At 66.5% G+C, this 16476-nt stretch carries 15 protein-coding genes and 1 pseudogene; 15 read left to right on the top strand and 1 reads right to left on the bottom strand.

Annotated elements, in window-relative coordinates:
• The first annotated feature begins 280 nt into the window (after positions 1-280).
• The 14 genes from A9O63_RS19260 (at position 281) to A9O63_RS19325 (ending at position 14099) form a co-directional block, all read left to right on the top strand.
• Positions 281-610 carry an STAS domain-containing protein gene (locus A9O63_RS19260; RefSeq protein WP_069333346.1) on the top strand — a complete coding sequence of 110 codons (330 nt, stop codon included), beginning with the start codon at positions 281-283 and terminating at the stop codon, positions 608-610.
• Positions 607-975 (top strand): response regulator, encoded by a 369-nt coding sequence (locus tag A9O63_RS19265; RefSeq protein WP_069333347.1) that lies wholly within the window; start codon positions 607-609, stop codon positions 973-975. Before A9O63_RS19260 ends, A9O63_RS19265 begins: the two co-directional genes overlap by 4 nt.
• An 86-nt stretch (positions 976-1061) precedes the next feature.
• Positions 1062-2744, top strand: coding sequence for a methyl-accepting chemotaxis protein (locus tag A9O63_RS19270; RefSeq protein ID WP_069333348.1), 1683 nt, complete (start codon positions 1062-1064; stop codon positions 2742-2744).
• 228 nt (positions 2745-2972) lie between these two features.
• Positions 2973-4634 (top strand): chemotaxis protein, encoded by a 1662-nt coding sequence (locus A9O63_RS19275; RefSeq protein ID WP_084296070.1) that lies wholly within the window; start codon positions 2973-2975, stop codon positions 4632-4634.
• A 101-nt stretch (positions 4635-4735) separates the two neighbouring features.
• Complete coding sequence (locus tag A9O63_RS19280; RefSeq protein ID WP_069333350.1) at positions 4736-7114, top strand: methyl-accepting chemotaxis protein; 2379 nt, start codon at positions 4736-4738, stop codon at positions 7112-7114.
• Between the two features lie 57 nt (positions 7115-7171).
• The gene (locus A9O63_RS22420; protein ID WP_084296068.1) at positions 7172-7771 is read left to right on the top strand and encodes a chemotaxis protein CheD; all 600 of its coding nucleotides are present in this window, start codon (positions 7172-7174) and stop codon (positions 7769-7771) included.
• On the top strand, positions 7768-8052 hold the full coding sequence (locus A9O63_RS19290) for an STAS domain-containing protein (protein WP_069333351.1): 285 nt from the start codon (positions 7768-7770) through the stop codon (positions 8050-8052). Before A9O63_RS22420 ends, A9O63_RS19290 begins: the two co-directional genes overlap by 4 nt.
• On the top strand, positions 8043-8411 hold the full coding sequence (locus tag A9O63_RS19295) for a response regulator (RefSeq protein WP_069333352.1): 369 nt from the start codon (positions 8043-8045) through the stop codon (positions 8409-8411). Before A9O63_RS19290 ends, A9O63_RS19295 begins: the two co-directional genes overlap by 10 nt.
• A 7-nt stretch (positions 8412-8418) precedes the next feature.
• The gene (locus A9O63_RS19300) at positions 8419-10479 is read left to right on the top strand and encodes a chemotaxis protein CheA (protein WP_069333353.1); all 2061 of its coding nucleotides are present in this window, start codon (positions 8419-8421) and stop codon (positions 10477-10479) included.
• A 1-nt stretch (position 10480) separates the two neighbouring features.
• Positions 10481-10939: a chemotaxis protein CheW gene (locus A9O63_RS19305; protein WP_069333354.1), complete on the top strand. Its 459-nt coding sequence runs from the start codon at positions 10481-10483 to the stop codon at positions 10937-10939.
• The gene (locus tag A9O63_RS19310) at positions 10936-11853 is read left to right on the top strand and encodes a protein-glutamate O-methyltransferase (RefSeq protein ID WP_069333355.1); all 918 of its coding nucleotides are present in this window, start codon (positions 10936-10938) and stop codon (positions 11851-11853) included. The genes A9O63_RS19305 and A9O63_RS19310 overlap by 4 nt, the downstream gene beginning before the upstream one ends.
• Positions 11831-12217 carry a response regulator gene (locus A9O63_RS19315; protein WP_009562470.1) on the top strand — a complete coding sequence of 129 codons (387 nt, stop codon included), beginning with the start codon at positions 11831-11833 and terminating at the stop codon, positions 12215-12217. Before A9O63_RS19310 ends, A9O63_RS19315 begins: the two co-directional genes overlap by 23 nt.
• Entirely contained in the window at positions 12214-12561 is a 348-nt protein-coding gene (locus A9O63_RS19320; protein WP_069333356.1) for a hypothetical protein, read from the top strand. The genes A9O63_RS19315 and A9O63_RS19320 overlap by 4 nt, the downstream gene beginning before the upstream one ends.
• Before the next feature lie 245 nt (positions 12562-12806).
• The gene (locus A9O63_RS19325) at positions 12807-14099 is read left to right on the top strand and encodes an O-acetylhomoserine aminocarboxypropyltransferase/cysteine synthase family protein (RefSeq protein ID WP_069333357.1); all 1293 of its coding nucleotides are present in this window, start codon (positions 12807-12809) and stop codon (positions 14097-14099) included.
• 45 nt (positions 14100-14144) lie between these two features.
• On the opposite strand, the gene A9O63_RS19330 is transcribed toward A9O63_RS19325, so the two are convergent.
• Positions 14145-14837 (bottom strand): SIMPL domain-containing protein, encoded by a 693-nt coding sequence (locus tag A9O63_RS19330; protein WP_069333358.1) that lies wholly within the window; start codon positions 14835-14837, stop codon positions 14145-14147.
• 163 nt (positions 14838-15000) lie between these two features.
• Here A9O63_RS19330 and A9O63_RS19335 point away from each other — a divergent pair.
• Positions 15001-16476: pseudogene (locus tag A9O63_RS19335) on the top strand (translation initiation factor 2); the annotation flags it as partial.

Genomic DNA, 16476 nt, shown 5'->3' on the forward strand with positions numbered 1-16476 from the left:
CGCCCTGCCGGTTCGCCTCTGAGTCCGGTCCCTTCGGAGCGCGCAATGCGCGGGCGGGCCGCATGCGGCCGCTCTCGCCATCCCTGTCCGTCACGCCTGATCCCCATCTTGGTCGAATGTGCGAACTCAACAGGTCGCACAATCTTTGGTTCCCTCTTCCGGCGGAGGGCGCGGCCGGGGGCCATGCGCATTTTAGGCATTCGGGGATCAGGATTAGGGAAACCTTATGGGTTCGGGCCCCAGAACGTCAGGGAGGAAGCAACCAGCCGAGGCCCCTGCCATGTCCGCTCCCCCCGTCTCTCTCAGCCTCCCGGACCGGGCGGGCCTTCCCCAGGCCGGGCCGCTCGCGGCCGATCTCGCCCAGGCTCTCGCCGGGCCGGGACCCGTCCGGCTGGACACGGCGCCTGCGCAGGATGTGGGGCTTGCGGTGCTCCAGCTCCTCGTGGCGGCGCATCGGCAGGCCGCCGCTGCCGGCGTCCGGCTCGAGATCGCGGTCCCCGCCGGCTCGGCGATGGAGACGGCGATGAAGCTGCACGGGCTGTCCGATGCAGGCCTCGTCGGGGCTGACGGCCTCTGGACCGGCCTGCCTGTCGGAGTGGCGCAGGGATGAGCAAGACGATCCTCGCGGTGGATGATTCCCCCTCCGTCCGGCAGATGGTGCGGCTGACCCTCGTCGGCGCCGGCTATACGGTGGTGGAGGCGGTGGACGGGCAGGATGCGCTCGAGAAGGCCACGGCCCAGCGCTTCGATGCCATCCTGACCGATCAGAACATGCCGCGCCTCGACGGGCTGGGCTTCATCCGCAAGTTCCGCACCCTGCCCGAGGGCAAGGGCGTGCCCATCGTCTTCCTGTCGACGGAGTCGCAGGACACGTTGAAGGCGCAGGCCAAGGAAGCCGGGGCCATCGGCTGGATGATCAAGCCGTTCGATCAGGCCCAGCTTCTGGCCGTCGTCAAGAAGGTGGCCGGCGCCTGAGGCAGAGCCCCGCCGGCCGCACCGGCTGCGCCCGGCGTCCCGAAGCGCGGGCCTCCTCCCGCCCCGTCAAGAAGGATCCCATAGCGATGAGAGTGTCCATCAAGCTGAAGCTCGCCGGAGTGTTTCTTGCCGTGCTGCTCGTCTCGGGGGGCGGACAGATGGTGGCCCTGCGCGACCTCGACCTGATCCGCGCCTCGCTCGACGACATCGTGCATACCAAGGTCCAGCAGGTGACCATGACCTACCAGCTGATCGAGAACCGGCTGAAGACACAGCGCGAGGTCCGCAACTATCTGCTGTCGCGCACCAAGGAGGAGCGCCGGGCCATCGACGACCGCCTGGCGACCGCCGCTTCAGGCGCCGAGAAGGCCATCGCCGCCCTCGAACTCTCCGCCGACGAGGAGATGCGCGCCCGCCTCGCCGAGGTGCAAGAGGCCGAGAAGCGGCTGGCCGAGATCGACGCGAAGGCGATCGGGATGGCGCGCATGGGCCTTGGCTACGAGGGATTCAAGATCGTGGTGACGCAGGGCCGCGAGCAGTGGCTGGCGATGGAGACGCGGCTGAGTGCGCTCCTGACCCATCATACGCAAGAGCTGGCCACCGCGTCTGCCGCGGCCCAGCGCCAGCAGGGAATCAGCCGCCTCACGGTGCTGGGCGCCTTCTTTGCCAACATCCTGCTCGTTGCCGCAGCAGGCAGCTGGATCGTGGTGACCCTCTCCAAAGGCCTGCAGCGGGCGCTGCGTCTGTCCGAGCGTGTCGCCGCGGGGGATCTGACCCAGACCGAGCCCCAGCCGCAACGGGACGAGATCGGCGATCTGATCGCCTCACTGAACGGAATGGTGACCAAGCTCCGGACCGTGGTGAACGACGTCGCCAGATCCACGCGCACGGTGGCCGCAGGCGCCGACGAGATGTCCTCCACGGCCGTGAAACTGAGCCAGGGGGCCGCCGAACAGGCCAGCGCCACGCTGCAGGCCTCCTCCTCGATGGAAGAGATGACCGCCAACATCAAGCAATCGGCGCAGAATGCCGCCGATACCGAGGCCCGCGCCCGGCAATCGGCGCTCTCGGCCCACGAGAGCGGCACGACGATGACCGAGGCGGTCGAGGCCGTGCGCACCATCTCGCAGAAGATCGGCATCGTGCAGGAGATCGCGCGCCAGACGGATCTCCTCGCGCTCAATGCCGCCGTCGAGGCCGCCCGCGCGGGGGAACATGGCCGCGGCTTCGCCGTGGTGGCGGCCGAAGTGCGCAAGCTTGCCGAGCGCAGCCGCGCCGCGGCAACCGAAATTTCCGTCCTGTCCGCGGCAACCGTCGAGGCGGCCCAGACCGCCGGGGGGCGGCTCTCGCAGCTCGTGCCGGACATCGAGGAGACGGCCCGCCTCGTGCTCGACATCTCGACCTCCGCGCAGGAGCAGGCGGCCGGCGTGGCACAGGTCAATTCGGCGATCCAGCAACTTGATCAGGTCACCCAAAGCAACAGCACCGCGTCCGAGCAACTGTCTGCGACGGCCGGTCAACTGGCCGGACAGGCCGAACGGCTGCGGACCGCGATCGGCTTCTTCACGACCGACAGGGGGCCCGAGGCCGCCCCTGCGCAGGAGAGCCTCCCCGCAGCCCGGCTTCCCACCCGCTCGGAGCCGCCCCGTCGGCCCGCAAGGTCGCGTCCGGTGACGCAGTCTCCGGGCGGCTTCCAGTTCGATCTGGACGGCAACGGCGACGACCTTGACGCAGATTTCCGGCGCCATGCCGCCGAACAGGCCGCCTGACCTGCGCCCTCGATCCCGCGATCGAGGCGCCTGAGCTGCCTGCCCTCACCGCATCCGCCGGTTGCCCCGGCTTCGTCCCGCCTCCAGCAAACAGGTTCCCGAATGGCGCTTCCGACTCCGCTCCCAGGTGAAGCTACGGCGACGGCCCATCAGACGGGCCCTGTCTCCCTGCCTGGCGAGGGCACCTTCGACAGGGCCGCCAGCCGACGCAGGGTCTCGACGCCGTCGATGCGCAAGGCGGCCGGCCGCGTGTCCGGCCTCGCCAGCGCCACAGAGAAGGCCTTCCTTCGCGCTGGTGCGAGCCTTGAGCGGGCCATTTCCCGCTTCGATCGGTTGTCCGCTCCTTTGGCGCAACTGGCAGCGGTCGCCGATGCCGGAGAGTTCGCTCAGGCAACCGCCGATGCTGCCGGTCTCGAGGAGCGGGCGGCCCTTTTCGCCGCCAACAGCCAGCCGCTCCTCGAAAGGATCGAAACCCTCTCCACCGCGGCCGAGACCCTCGGCACGGACCTGAGCGTCATGCGTCAGGTCATCCGGACCATGTCCATCGTCGCTCTCAATGCCCGTGTGACGGTGGCGACGCTCGCGGGCCAGAATTCCAGCCTGGAAGTCTTCACAACGGCGGCCACGGCCCAGGTGATGGAGGCAGGCGATACGATCGGCCAGATCACCGAAGCGGTCGAACATATGGCGCGCAGGCTGCATCTGGCCTCGGCCGAGGCCGGCAACCTGTCACACCTTCTCCGCCGTCAGCTGGGCCCCGCGCTGGCCGGCCTGCGTCTCGACATGGGTGCGTTCGAGAAGGATCTGACGCGCACCACCGCGGACGGAAGCATCCTCATGACGCAAGGCGACGAGTTTCGCCGCGCGGTCACCACTGCCGTGCTGTCCCTCCAGATCGGCGACACGACGCGTCAACGGCTGGAACATGTGGCCGACATGCTGGACAGCACGGCGGGGCAGGAGACGGCCGACGGCGCACTGGCGCGGCTCACGCTGGCGCTCGCCGCAGCTCATCTGCGCGACGCACACGAACGGCATGCGGCCGCGATCGTGACGGCCCGATCTGCCCTCCGCGACTCGGGCCAGGCGACCGCAGAGATCGGCCGGATCAGCGGACGTGTGGGAACATCGCCGCGCCACAACCTCAAGCAGCATCTTCAGCAACTTCAAGCGATCCTCGACGAGTGCCGAACCGCACAGACCCGCCTCGTCTCGGTGGCCCGCAACCTCTCCAGCGGACTGGCCGAGTTGCTCCCCATTCTCGAGCGCATGTCCGGGGTCGAAGAGCGCATGAGCATGATCGGACTGAACGCCGTCATTGCCTGCGTGCAACTCGGAGACGAGGCGCTGGCCCTGCGCGAGATCTCCTTCCAGCTGCGGGAACTGGCCTCCTCATCGGCTGAACGTCTCGGGAGTATCACCCGAAGCCTCTCTGCGATGAGCGACGAGGCCGTCATTACGGCCGTCGAACTCGAAGGGTCGTTTTACCAGGACCTGAACGACCTCACAGGTGCCGGCGACAGGGTCTTTTCACTGCTGTCCGGGATCGAGGCCGGCATCCTCCAGACGGGAACCACGGTCGAACGGGAGCGCCGGCTGGCCGAGCGGGACGTGGCAACCGGCATCGCCGCGTTGGACGGCCACTCCGTGGCATTTGCCGATCTGCTCGCCATGGCGCCCGCCCTGGAACGATGGGCCAGCCGTCTGGACGGGGACCTGAACGCCACAGCCACGGGTGACGCTCTCGAACGGATCCGCGCCAGCTACACGATGGCCGCGGAGCGTCTGGTGCATGATCTCCTTCTGCGGGATCTCGGCGTGTCCCCGGCAGAGGAGGTCTCGGAGACGACCGCGCCGCCCGCGGACGACATCCTGGATTTTCTGTTCTAGTCGCCCTTCACCAGTTGGAAAGCGGTGAGCGCTAAGGATTGCACAACCAAGGCAAGGTCCAAGGCCAGAGCTCGCCGTCAGGCAATACACGGGATAGCCGCATGAACCGCACCGACCCTTCGCGCATAAGGCGCTTCAAGCAGCCTCTGGTGCTTCTGGGTGCGCCCCTGCCGATGTTGCTCGGCATCGTGACCGCGCTCTGGCTCAACCATGAAGGGGCGCGACGCGCGACGGAACAACAGACGCAGGCCTTCTCCAGCCTGATTGCCGCCGAAGGACGCGCGGCCCTTGCCTTCCGGGACAGTCGTCGTTTGTTCCAACTGTTCACTGCTGCCGCCGAAACTTTTCCCGGTGCAAGCTTCTCGGCTCTCGCGATGGATGTAGAGGGGCGCGTCATTGCCTCGATGCCGGCCGATCTGGCCGGCGCCGAGACCCTGCAGGCCCAAGCGCTGAACGCGATGAACGTCCGCGCTCCCGTGAAGGCCGAAGGCGGCACCTCCATTGCCATCCCGGTCACCCGCGAGGGGGACAACTCTCTTGCCGGTGCTTTTGCCGTTTCCCTGCCCGCGCTGAGTGGCTCGCACGCAGTGCTGATGCCGGCAACCGCACTGATCGCCGGCCTGATGATCTCGATGGGGACTGCGGGATATCTCTGGAGGCGCCGGAGAGAGGCCGAGCGCCTGCTCATCGAGACGACCCGGCGGATCAAGAACAACCAGAGGCCCGACGCCAGCGCCATGACGCGGATCGAGCTGTCGATCCCAAAGCTTGCGGACGAGCTTGATGCCTTGTCCGCTGCCCTGCAGGGCGAGCGGGACCAGTTCGAGTCCGCCCATAGCCGAGCCATGGCACTCGACGCCCTCCCGACCCCCTGGATCCTCGTCGCCAGCGACGGTCGCGTGCTCATGATGAACCAGCCTGCGCGGCAGATGGTTGCAGACTTGCCGGAGCCACTTCTCGAAAGTCAACCGGTTGCAGGTCTCCACCATGATCTGGCGAGGGCTTGGCCGGACCGCACAGGCGGGACGATGTCCCTAGCGATCGGTGGACGCACATATCAGGTGACACGAGCTGCCGTCGGCGCAACGGGCTCAGAGATCCTGAGTTTCGCCGACCGGACCGAAGAGACTCAGTTTGATCTCTTCCTCCAGGGGGTTACTCGCGACGCCATCGCTGCGACCTATGACGGCAAGGGGCAGATGATGAAGGCGAGCGACAGTTTTGCGAAGCTCTTCGGATCCTCCGGGGCTTCGCTGCGCTCCCTGCTCGAGACAACGTCGGACAGTGCTGAACTCCTTGCGGCGGTCGAACGGGACGGCGAAGGGCGTAGTTTCCTGAACCGAGAGGGCTATGGGGCAGATCAGGTGCAGGTCGACATCTCGATCCTGCGACGGCCGGGCGGCGGCCATTTGGTCCTCGTGACGGAGATCCGCCACCACTACGCGCCGGCGCCGGCGGTTGCCGCTGCGGACCAGCCTCCGCCGGCACCTGAGCGGCTGATTTCAGCGCTTCGGCAGCTTGCCCGAGGTGATCTCGGATCTCGTCTGGACCATCCGCTTCCGGAACCGTTCGACGCCCTGCGTCCCGACTTCAACAGCGCCTTGCAAGGCCTTGCCGTTATCGTCGAAGACGTGATCTCTGCCGCCGAGAGCATCCGCAACGAAGCCCGAGACATCAGTTCCGCTGCACAATCTCTGGCTCAAAGGACGGAAAGCACCGCCGCCACTCTGGAAGAGACAGCGGCTGCGCTTGACGGGCTGACGGCTTCCGTCCGATCCGCGGCCGACGGCGCAGCAGAAGCAGATCGGGTGGTCGCCGACGCGCGGGCGAACGCCGAGGAGAGCGGGCATGTCGTCGTCGAGACGGTGGCAGCGATGGACATGATTGCCGCCTCTTCCGACAAGATCACCTCGATCGTGAAAGTGATCGACGACATCGCATTTCAAACGAATCTGTTGGCGCTCAATGCCGGTGTCGAGGCCGCCAGGGCAGGAGACGCCGGGCGCGGATTTGCGGTCGTCGCCTCAGAAGTGCGGGCGCTCGCTCAAAGGTCTTCGGAAGCTGCGCGAGAGATCACGGACCTCATCCTGAAGAGCGGCAACCAGGTGCGGCGTGGCGTGGATCTGGTCGGGAAGACAGGCGATGCGCTGAAGCAGATCGTATCTTCCGTTTCCGAAATATCGACTCTGGTCTCCGATATCGCCGTGTCCTCGAGGCAGCAGTCGGTGTCTCTGGCGGAGATCAACTGCGCGGTGAACAACCTCGACCAATCAACCCAGCAGAATGCGGCGCGTCTCGAGGAGGCGACGGCCGCAAGCGAGTCTCTTACGAATAGCGCCAACGTGCTTTTCGAGACGGTGCAGCAGTTTCACCTGGACGCGCCCGCGAAGCACAACCGCACCACATCCCCCCTGACGGAGGCGGCAGGACCAAGCTCCAGGGTGCTCGCGCGGGCAGAGCCCGGATGGGAGGATTTTTGACATGAACGTGCTCCCGAAGCCGTCCCGACCGCTGATCTGCACCTGCGAGCCTCACCCATGACCCGTTGCGCCGACAGGCCTTCAGCCAGCCAGATAAGCATCACGCATGTGACCCAAGGAAGCTGCGTCGCGTCCGCATCGCCGAACGAGGTTTACGCGACGATCCTGGGGTCCTGCATCTGCACCTGCATGTGTGATCCGGTGGCCGGCGTGGGTGGGATGAACCACTTCCTGCTGCCCTCATCCGAAGTCGAAGATGCCCAGCATCTCCGCTACGGCTCCCATGCGATGGAACTGCTGATCAATGCGCTTCTCAAGCTGGGCGCCGCCCGGCAGCGGATAGAAGCCAAGATCTTCGGCGGCGCGATGATGACGCCGCAGCTGGGGGCGATCGGTCAGGCGAATGCTGCATTCGCCCGGCGCTATCTCAGAGACGAGGGGATCCTCTGCACGGCTCAGAGCCTCGGGGGCAACCGGGCCAGGCGCATCCGCTTCTGGCCCAAGACGGGACGTGTCCAGCAGATGTTCTTGGGAAGCGAGGATGTTGTGCCGACCGAACAACCGCAACTCCGCCTTCAGGGTGGCGCCGGCGACGTCACCTTCTTCGACCGACACAGCAATGCCGAGATGCCCGATCCGATCAAGGAACCGAGATGAAGAACCGCCTGGACCTTCCCGCACGTCTCGACCACCAAGGGGCGCGACAACTCTATGCAGCTCTGCTCAGCATGCCGCCCGGAGACACATGCCTGGCGGCTGGACAGGTCAGCTTTGTCGGCGGCCTTGCGCTTCAGCTCCTTCTTGCGGCTGCCGCCAAGTGGCGCGCGGAAGGTCACCGTTTCACATGCCAGCCCATGTCGCCCGCCTTCGCGGACGACGTCACCCGCCTCGGCGTGGACCCCAAAGAGTTTCAGGAGGATCAAGGATCATGCCGCTGACCGTTCTTGCCATCGACGATTCCCGCACCATCCGGGAACTCTTGCGAGAAGCTCTGGTGCAGGCCGGCTTCGAGGTGCATCTCGCCATCGACGGGCTCGACGGGCTCGAGAAGCTGGAAGCGGCCAAGCCTCATGCCGTCATCACGGATATCAACATGCCGCGTATGGACGGATTCGGCTTCATCCGAGCGGTCCGGGAGCAACCGCAGCATTCCGCTTTGCCCATCATCGTGCTGACGACCGAAAGCGCGGCCGAGTTGAAGGCCAGAGCGCGTGAGGCAGGTGCAACCGCGTGGATCGTGAAGCCGTTCGATGAAGCGAAGCTGGTTTCCGCCCTGCGGCGCGTGGCGGTCGCGTGAGGCCGTCATGGAACAGAGCGACATTCGCAGCGCCTTCTTCGTCGAGTGCGAGGATCTCATGGAGGCCCTCAATGAGGGGCTCGATCGGATCGAGGAGACGCTGGACGAGGGGCATGACGACGAAACGGTAAACGCCGTCTTCCGCGCCGTCCACTCGATCAAGGGGGGTGCCGGAGCGTTCAAGCTCGACGCACTCGTCAGGTTTGCCCACCAGTTCGAGACGACGCTCGACTCCCTGCGCGCCGGCCGCGTTTCCGTCGATCCTCCGCTTCTGGCCCTGCTGCATAAGGCAGCGGATCGACTGTCCGATCTGTTGCAAGCCGCCCGGACAGGATCCGAGGCAGCGGACATCGATCCCGACGATCTCGCAGCGCAGCTCGCACAAGCGGCGGGAGAGGAAGAGGTTGGGGAAGCCGATGCGGAGGATCTGGGCTTCGTGCCGATGCGGCTGGATCTCGATCTGCCGGTGGCGGCTCCGGACGAGGTGCAATCGGGTCGCTACTCGATCGACTTCAGCCCAACGCGCGCCCTCTATGCCTGCGGAAACGATACGAGCATCCTGTTCCGCGTCTTGGGCGACCTCGGCCGGATGGAGGTGCGGCTGGATCGCTCCCGTCTGCCGGACTTCGACTCTCTCGACTGGCAGGAGAGCTGGCTTGATTGGCATCTCACGCTCGAGACGGATGAACCGGAGCACCAGATCGACGAAGTATTCGAATTCGTCGAGGACCTTTGCAGGCTCGAAATCCGCCCGATGCCCCTGGAAGCGCCCGGACCGGACCCGGAGCCGGAACCGGATCCCGAACCGGATCCCCCGGCTTCGGGACCCGCGGCACCTAGAAAGGCTCCTGTGGAAGACGGCCGGAACGCCTCACCGCGCGCCACCGTCAGGGTGGAGCTCGATCGCGTCGATCGCCTGATCAACATCGTGGGCGAACTGGTGATCAATCAGGCCATGCTCTCTCAGTGCGTTCAGGACGAGGGCGTGCCGCCGCGCTCGCCCGTTCGCAATCGGCTCGACGATTTCCGCAACCTCGCGCGGGAAATCCAGGAAAGCGTGATGGCCATCCGGGCGCAGGCGATCAAGCCGCTGTTCCAGCGGATGTCGCGCATCGCCCGCGAGGCCTCGGAAATCGCCCAAAAGCAGATCCGGCTGGTCACCGAAGGCGAGAGCACCGAAGTGGACAAGACGGTCATCGAGCGGCTTGCCGACCCGCTTACGCACATGATCCGCAATGCTGTCGATCACGGCATCGAACCGGCGGACAGGCGTCTCCATCTCGGCAAGCCCCCCGTCGGACTGATCACGCTTACCGCAGCACATCGATCCGGCCGGGTGCTCATCGAGATCAAGGACGACGGCGGCGGCATCAACCGGCCGCGCGTTCTCGAGATCGCCCGGGGCAAAGGTCTCGTCGCCCCGGAGGCGCAATTGACGGAAGAGGAGATCGATGGGCTGCTCTTCATGCCGGGCTTCTCCACCGCCTCCGTCGTCTCCGACTTGTCCGGCCGCGGCGTCGGCATGGATGTCGTCAAGAGCGCCATCGAGTCGCTGGGCGGGCGCATCACCATCGCCTCGGATCCCGGCGTTGGCACCACCTTCACCATCAGCCTGCCGCTGACGCTTGCCGTGCTCGATGGAATGGTGGTCGATGTGGGCGGTCAGACGATGGTGGTGCCCGTCTCAGCCATCGTCGAGACCTTGCGCCCGCGCCCCACCGACATTCATGTCCTGGGATCGGGCGATCAGGTGGTCGCCATTCGCGGCAGTCTGGTTCCGATCGTCGATTGCGGGTCCATCTTCGGATTTCGCGCGCCCGTGCGCAGCTATGGGGAGAGCGTTCTTCTTCTGGTGGAGACGGCCCGCCAGAAGCTCTGCGCCCTTGTCGTCGACACGATCCATGACCAGCGCCAGGTTGTGATCAAGGGTCTCGAGAACGGATACGGCCGCATCCCGGGGGTGGCCGCTGCCACCATCCTGGGCGACGGGCGCATCGCGCTGATCATTGCTCCGGAGGAAGCCGTGGACATCGGCACCTCGGGGGGCACGTTCTCGATGGAGTTCTGAAATGGCCGCCGTCAGCCTGGAAGACGATCTGCGAGAAGTCGTGGCTTTCCGCATCGGAAGTCAGGAATTCTGCATTGACATCCGCGCCGTCCGCGAGATCCGCAGTTGGACGCCGACGACCGTTCTGCCTCACGCGCCCTCCTACATCATCGGAGTGATCAACCTGCGCGGCTCGGTGGTGCCGATCATCAATCTTGCGGAACGGCTGGGGTTAGGGTCTCTCGAACCTGAGGCCCGCCACGTCATCATCATCACCGTCGTCGAGGGCCAGGTCGTCGGACTGCTTGTCGATGCTGTCTCCGACATCTTGACGCTGCCTCCCTCCTCCGTACAGCCGATGCCGAAGATCGCCTCCGAAACCACCTTGTCCTTCGTGCGAGGCGTGATCACGCTGGACCAGCGGATTCTGCGGCTGCTCGATCTGATAGGAGTGCTGCCGAACGTCAGGCGGATGATGTGAAATACTGTCCGCGACATATCCCGACTGCAGCCCGTGACCCGCAGCTTTCGCAGGAAGATTTCCACCGGATTGCTGAACTGGCCCATGCCGAGGCGGGGCTCACCATGCCGGACGCCAAGGAGCCGCTGGTTTATGCTCGGCTGGCCAAGCGGCTCCGTCAACTGTCCCTGACAAGCTTCACTGCCTATCTCGACCTGATCTCTAGGCCCGAAGGCCGCGACGAGCGCTCCATGTTCATCTCGAGCATGACCACCAACACAACCCGCTTCTTCCGCGAAGAGCATCATTTCGAACTCCTCGCAGAGCGTGTGTTACCGCCCCTGCTGGATGCGGCGCGGCGCGGCACACGGGTCCGGCTCTGGTCCGCGGGCTGTTCGTCGGGAGAGGAGCCCTTCAGCATGGCGATCACGTTGCTGGAGCTCTGCCCGGACGCCGGTCACTACGATATCAAGATCCTCGCCACCGATATAGACAGCAAGATCCTGGGAAGGGCGCAAGCGGGCTGCTTTGCAGCATCGAGCCTTGCCGCTCTGCCGGATGCGGTTCTGGCACGACACTTCGGGCCACCCGACCCCGACGGCCGAAGAGAAGTATCGGCGGAACTGCGCACACTCGTGACCTTCAAGCCGCTGAACCTGGTGAAGCCTTGGCCGGTAACCCGACCTTTCGACGTGATATTCTGTCGGAACGTCGCGATCTACTTCGACCCCGCCACGCAGAACCGGATCTGGCGCGGCTTCGCGAGCACGCTTGCTCCGGGAGGCCATCTCTTCATCGGCCATTCCGAGCGGCTTTCGCACGAGGTCAGACACCAATTCGAAACGGTTGGCATGACATCATTCCGCCTGCGCGCACCCCCGCCGACGGGCGGGCCAGGAAAGGAGATCTTTGGTGGCACTCAGGGACAGCATTAGGATCATGGTGGTCGATGACATGTCGACCAGCCGGGGTCTGATCATTCAGGCACTGGAAGAATTGGGGATCAAGAAGATCGACTTCTGCAAGGACGGAGCCTCGGCCCTGCGGCAGCTGGCGGCCAATCCGGTGCATCTGGTGATTTCCGACTACAACATGCCCGGCCTCGACGGGCTGGGCCTCCTCAAGGGGATCCGCGAGAACAAGACCACACAGCGGATGGGTTTCATCCTCGTCAGCGGCACCGCCACGCGCGAGATCATCGAAAAGGGCCAGTCGCTCGGTATGAACAACTTCATCAAGAAGCCCTTTACCACCGACGGGATGCGCAAGGCCATCCAAGCCGTCGTGGGCGCTCTATGAGCGGTCTGCAGGCAACGCCCCTGCGGCTCGTTCTCGAACGGCTGGCGGTGCAACTCGACAGGCTCGCCGCCATGAGTGGCGAGATCGAGGAGGCCGTGGGACACGACATCGCCGCCGCCGGTGGGCGCTCAGGCGGCGGAGAGATCCTTCAGAGCCTCGACGATCTGGTTCAGTCCCTGGCCGGACTGTCCGCCTATGTCGGCCGTCTGGGACAGGACATGGGCCTGGAGGTCGAGGTCAACATTCACGACGCGGTGGCCGCGGTTCGCCAGAGAAGCCTGGCCACGGCCCTCGCCGGCCAGGAATGCGAGAAGGTCGAAAGTGGCAGCGCCGACTTCTTCTGACATCCGCCCTTTCATGCCGGAGCGGCGGGCCTCCTCCCGCGGCGCGCTCCTGCTTGATCGAGGCTCTCGCCGTTTCTCGTTCAGGCACAAGGGGGACCGGCCGACCCTCCCCCGTCCCCGTGAAGTTCCGAACGATCCGATGGAGAGGAAGCGCAGGTGCTGCGCTTTCACCATCCTCGCCAGCCGTTGTGCCGCCCCGGCCTTTCCCCTAGGGTCGCGCGCAGCAATCCAACGGGGGGTGACTGATGAGCTCAGACCGCAAACTCGGCTTCGACACGCTGCAGATCCACGCCGGGGCCAAGCCGGATCCGGCGACCGGCGCGCGGCAGGTGCCGATCTATCAGACGACCGCCTACGTGTTCCGCGACGCCGAGCACGCGGCACGTCTCTTCAATCTGGAAGAGGTGGGCTACATCTACTCGCGCCTCACCAACCCGACCGTCATGGCTCTGGCCGAGAGGGTGGCCGCGCTGGAGGGAGGTGCGGGCGCAGTCTGTTGCTCCTCGGGACATGCCGCGCAGATCATGGCGCTCTTCCCGCTGATGGAACCGGGCCGCAACATCGTGGCCTCGACCCGTCTCTACGGCGGCACGATCACGCAGTTCTCGCAGACGATCAGGCGGTTCGGCTGGTCGGCCAAGTTCGTGGACTTCGACGATCCCGCCGCCATCGAGGCCGCGGTCAACTCGGATACGCGCGCCCTCTTCTGCGAGACCATTGCCAATCCCGGCGGCGTCATCACGGATCTCGATGCGGTCTCGGCCATCGCGGACAAGGTGGGCCTGCCGCTCATCGTGGACAACACCACCGCCACGCCCTGGCTCTGCCGCCCCATCGAGCATGGCGCGACGCTCGTCGTGCATTCCGCAACGAAATATCTGACCGGCAACGGCACGGTGACGGGCGGCGTGATCGTGGACTCGGGCAAGTTCGACTGGTCGGCCTCGGACAAGTTCCCGAGTCTCTCGCAGCCAGAGCCGGCCTACCACGGCCTCGTCTTCCACAAGGCTCTGGGGCCGATGGCCTATACGTTCCACTCCATTGCCGTTGGACTGCGCGATCTCGGCATGACCATGAACCCGCAGGGGGCGCACTACACGCTGATGGGGATCGAGACTCTCAGCCTGCGCATGGCCCGGCATGTCGAGAACGCGCAGAAGGTGGCCGCGTGGCTGGAGCAGGACCCGCGGGTGGAGTTCGTGACCTACGCAGGATTGCCCTCCTCGCCCTGGCACGGCCGCGTCGCGCGGATCTGCCCGAAGGGCGCCGGAGCCCTTTTCACCTTCGCGGTGAAGGGCGGCTACGACGCTTGCGTGGCGCTCGTCGATGCGCTGCAGCTGTTCAGCCATGTCGCCAACCTCGGCGATACGCGGTCGCTCGTGATCCACTCGGCCTCCACCACCCATCGTCAGCTCACGCCCGAGCAGCAGGTGGCGGCCGGGGCTGCGCCGAATGTGGTGCGCATCTCGATCGGGATCGAGGATGCCGACGATCTGATCGCGGACCTGGATCAGGCCCTCGCCAAGGCCACGGCCTGACGGCCCACTTCGGAGGCGATGCGAAGATCGCCTCCGAAGCCTCTGTCATTGGGGCTGTTTCAGCTCGTAGACCAGAGTCACCTGCGCGGTCGTTTCGATCTCGCCCTCGGCCACAGGCACCGGCGCGTCCATGGCCGCCTCGCGATACATCGGCATCGGCGGCTGATAGCCGTCGCCACCCTCGCGGATCTCGAGGATCGGGCCGAGCTGCACGCCCGCGGCCTCGGTCAGAAGCTGCGCCCGCGCCTGAGCCTTGGCCACCGCCTTGCGGCGCGCCTCGTCCATGGCCGGCTGGGGATCCACGAGCCCGAAGCTCACGCCCTGCAGCGTGTTGGCGCCATCCTGCACCGCCTGATCGAGCACCGCCCCGAGCCGATCCAGCGCCCGCACCCGCACCGTCAGCATGTTCGAGGCGACATAGCCTGCAATGCGCGGCGCCTCGCCATCCGGGCTCTGGGTCCAGTTCGGGTTCAGGGACAGGCCCGAGGTCTGCAGATCGCGGTCCTCGAGCCCGGCCTCCTTCAGCCGCTGCAGCACCCGCCCCAGCTTCTCGCTGTTGCCTGCCATCGCCTCCGCCGCGGTGGCGGCTTCGGTCGTCACGCCGAGCGTGATCGTGGCCATGTCGGGACGACCGGCCACCGCGCCTTCCCCCGTCACGGTCAGGCGCGGCGTGTCCGCTAGGACTTGTCCCGGCAGGACGAGAGCGGTGCAGAGCATCAGGGCCTTGGCAATATTCATCTGTGAAGTTCCTCCTTGGAGTTGTCAGCGTTCGCCTCTCATGACGCAGCCGGCAAGCCGATCCTTGGGTCTTTTTCTTTCATTCGGCGAAAAGCTGCTGTAACACCGGGGACGCTGAGACCCGGACTCCCCGGTGTGCCGCCAGATGTGCTAGACCCGCGAAATGAAACCGAGATTTGCCCTCAACCTGACTCCTGAGGCCGCGAGTCTGCTTCGGCGGATGCCGGACGGATGGGACGAACTGGGGTCGGTGCCGTTCGATGCCGATGACACCGAGGCGGCGCTGGCCGCGCTGCGCGCCGAGGCCGAGAGCCAGGCGGGGGACGAGGGTGTCACCACCAAGGTCGTGATCCCGCGGTCGCAGATCCTCTACATGACCCTCGCGGCGCCGGGGCCGGACAAGACCAGCCGCAGGGCCCAGATCCGCGAAGGTCTCGAGGGGCTGACGCCCTACGAGGTCAAGGATCTGGTGTATGATTTCGAGCCGGAAGGCGCGGAGGTGCGGCTCGCGGTCGTGGCGCGCGAGACGCTCGACGAGGCCGAGAGCTTCGCCGAACAGCATGGCTTCAACCCGGTGGCCTTCGTGGCGCTGCCCGAGGCGGGCGACTTCCCGCGAGAGCCCGTCTTCGGGATCATCTCGGCTGCGCAGCGGCGGCTGCCGAAGGGCGTGAAGGTCGAGCGCGATCTGGAGCCGATTCGGATCCTTTCGGCCCCGGTTGCGGGCGGGGATCTGCCCGAGGAAGCCGAGGCGCCGGTCGCCGAGGAGCCGCCGCTTGAGGCGGCCTTCCCCGAAGAGACCTCGCAGGAAGAAGCGGCGCGCGAAGACCTTGCGGAGGACGGAGCGGAGCCGGCGCTGGCCGAGCCGGAACCGGCGGAGGCGGAGGCGGAGGCGCTCCCGGCCGAGCTGGAACCCGACGAGGAGCCCCGCTCCGCGCCGGGGCTCATGGATCCGGTCGAGCCGGAGCCTGCGCCCATGGTGGAGCCCGAGCCCCTGCCGCAGCTGACCGAGCCGGTCGGGGAAGAGGCCGAGGCTCCGGAAGGGGAAGAGGAAGAGGCGTGGCAGCCCGCTCCCGATCCCGCCGTGCTGGCCTCGCTGACACCGGACGAGGCGGCCCTGCCCCTGCCCGGCCCCGAGCTGGAACCCGAGGAGCCGGAAGAGCCGCGCGAGGAATTTCTCGTGCCGCCGCCGCTGGTTCGGGCCGTCGAGCGCCCGATCCCCCATGCGCGCGAGCTGCCGCCCTTCGCGCCGGAGCCCGAACCGGAGCCTGCGCCGGCGCCCCGTGCCGATATTCCCGAAGCGCCCTATGTGGAGCTCGCGGACGACGATGTGCCGGACATGCCGCCCGGTGCCTTCGCGAGCCGCCGGATCGAGGCGAAGGCGCGCCTCGCCGCCGAGGAAAAGCCTGTCCGTCCTCCGGTGCAGACGGCCGAACAGGGGGTGCGCGTGCGCGTGGCCCGCTCGGCGATGCCGCCTCAGGGGCCCGCCCAGCCGAACGGGCGCCTCAAGGCGCAGCCTCTGCCGAACGGATCCGCCCTTCCGGGCGCACCGCCGAAGGCGGCCGCCCGGCCACCGAAGCTGGAGGCCCCCGCCCGCAAGGAGGCGCCCTTCGGCGGCCTCGGCGGGCGGCCCGCCCCCTCG

Origin of the sequence: Cereibacter johrii (genome assembly GCF_001720585.1) — a bacterium.
Taxonomy (GTDB): Bacteria; Pseudomonadota; Alphaproteobacteria; order Rhodobacterales; family Rhodobacteraceae; genus Cereibacter_A; species Cereibacter_A johrii.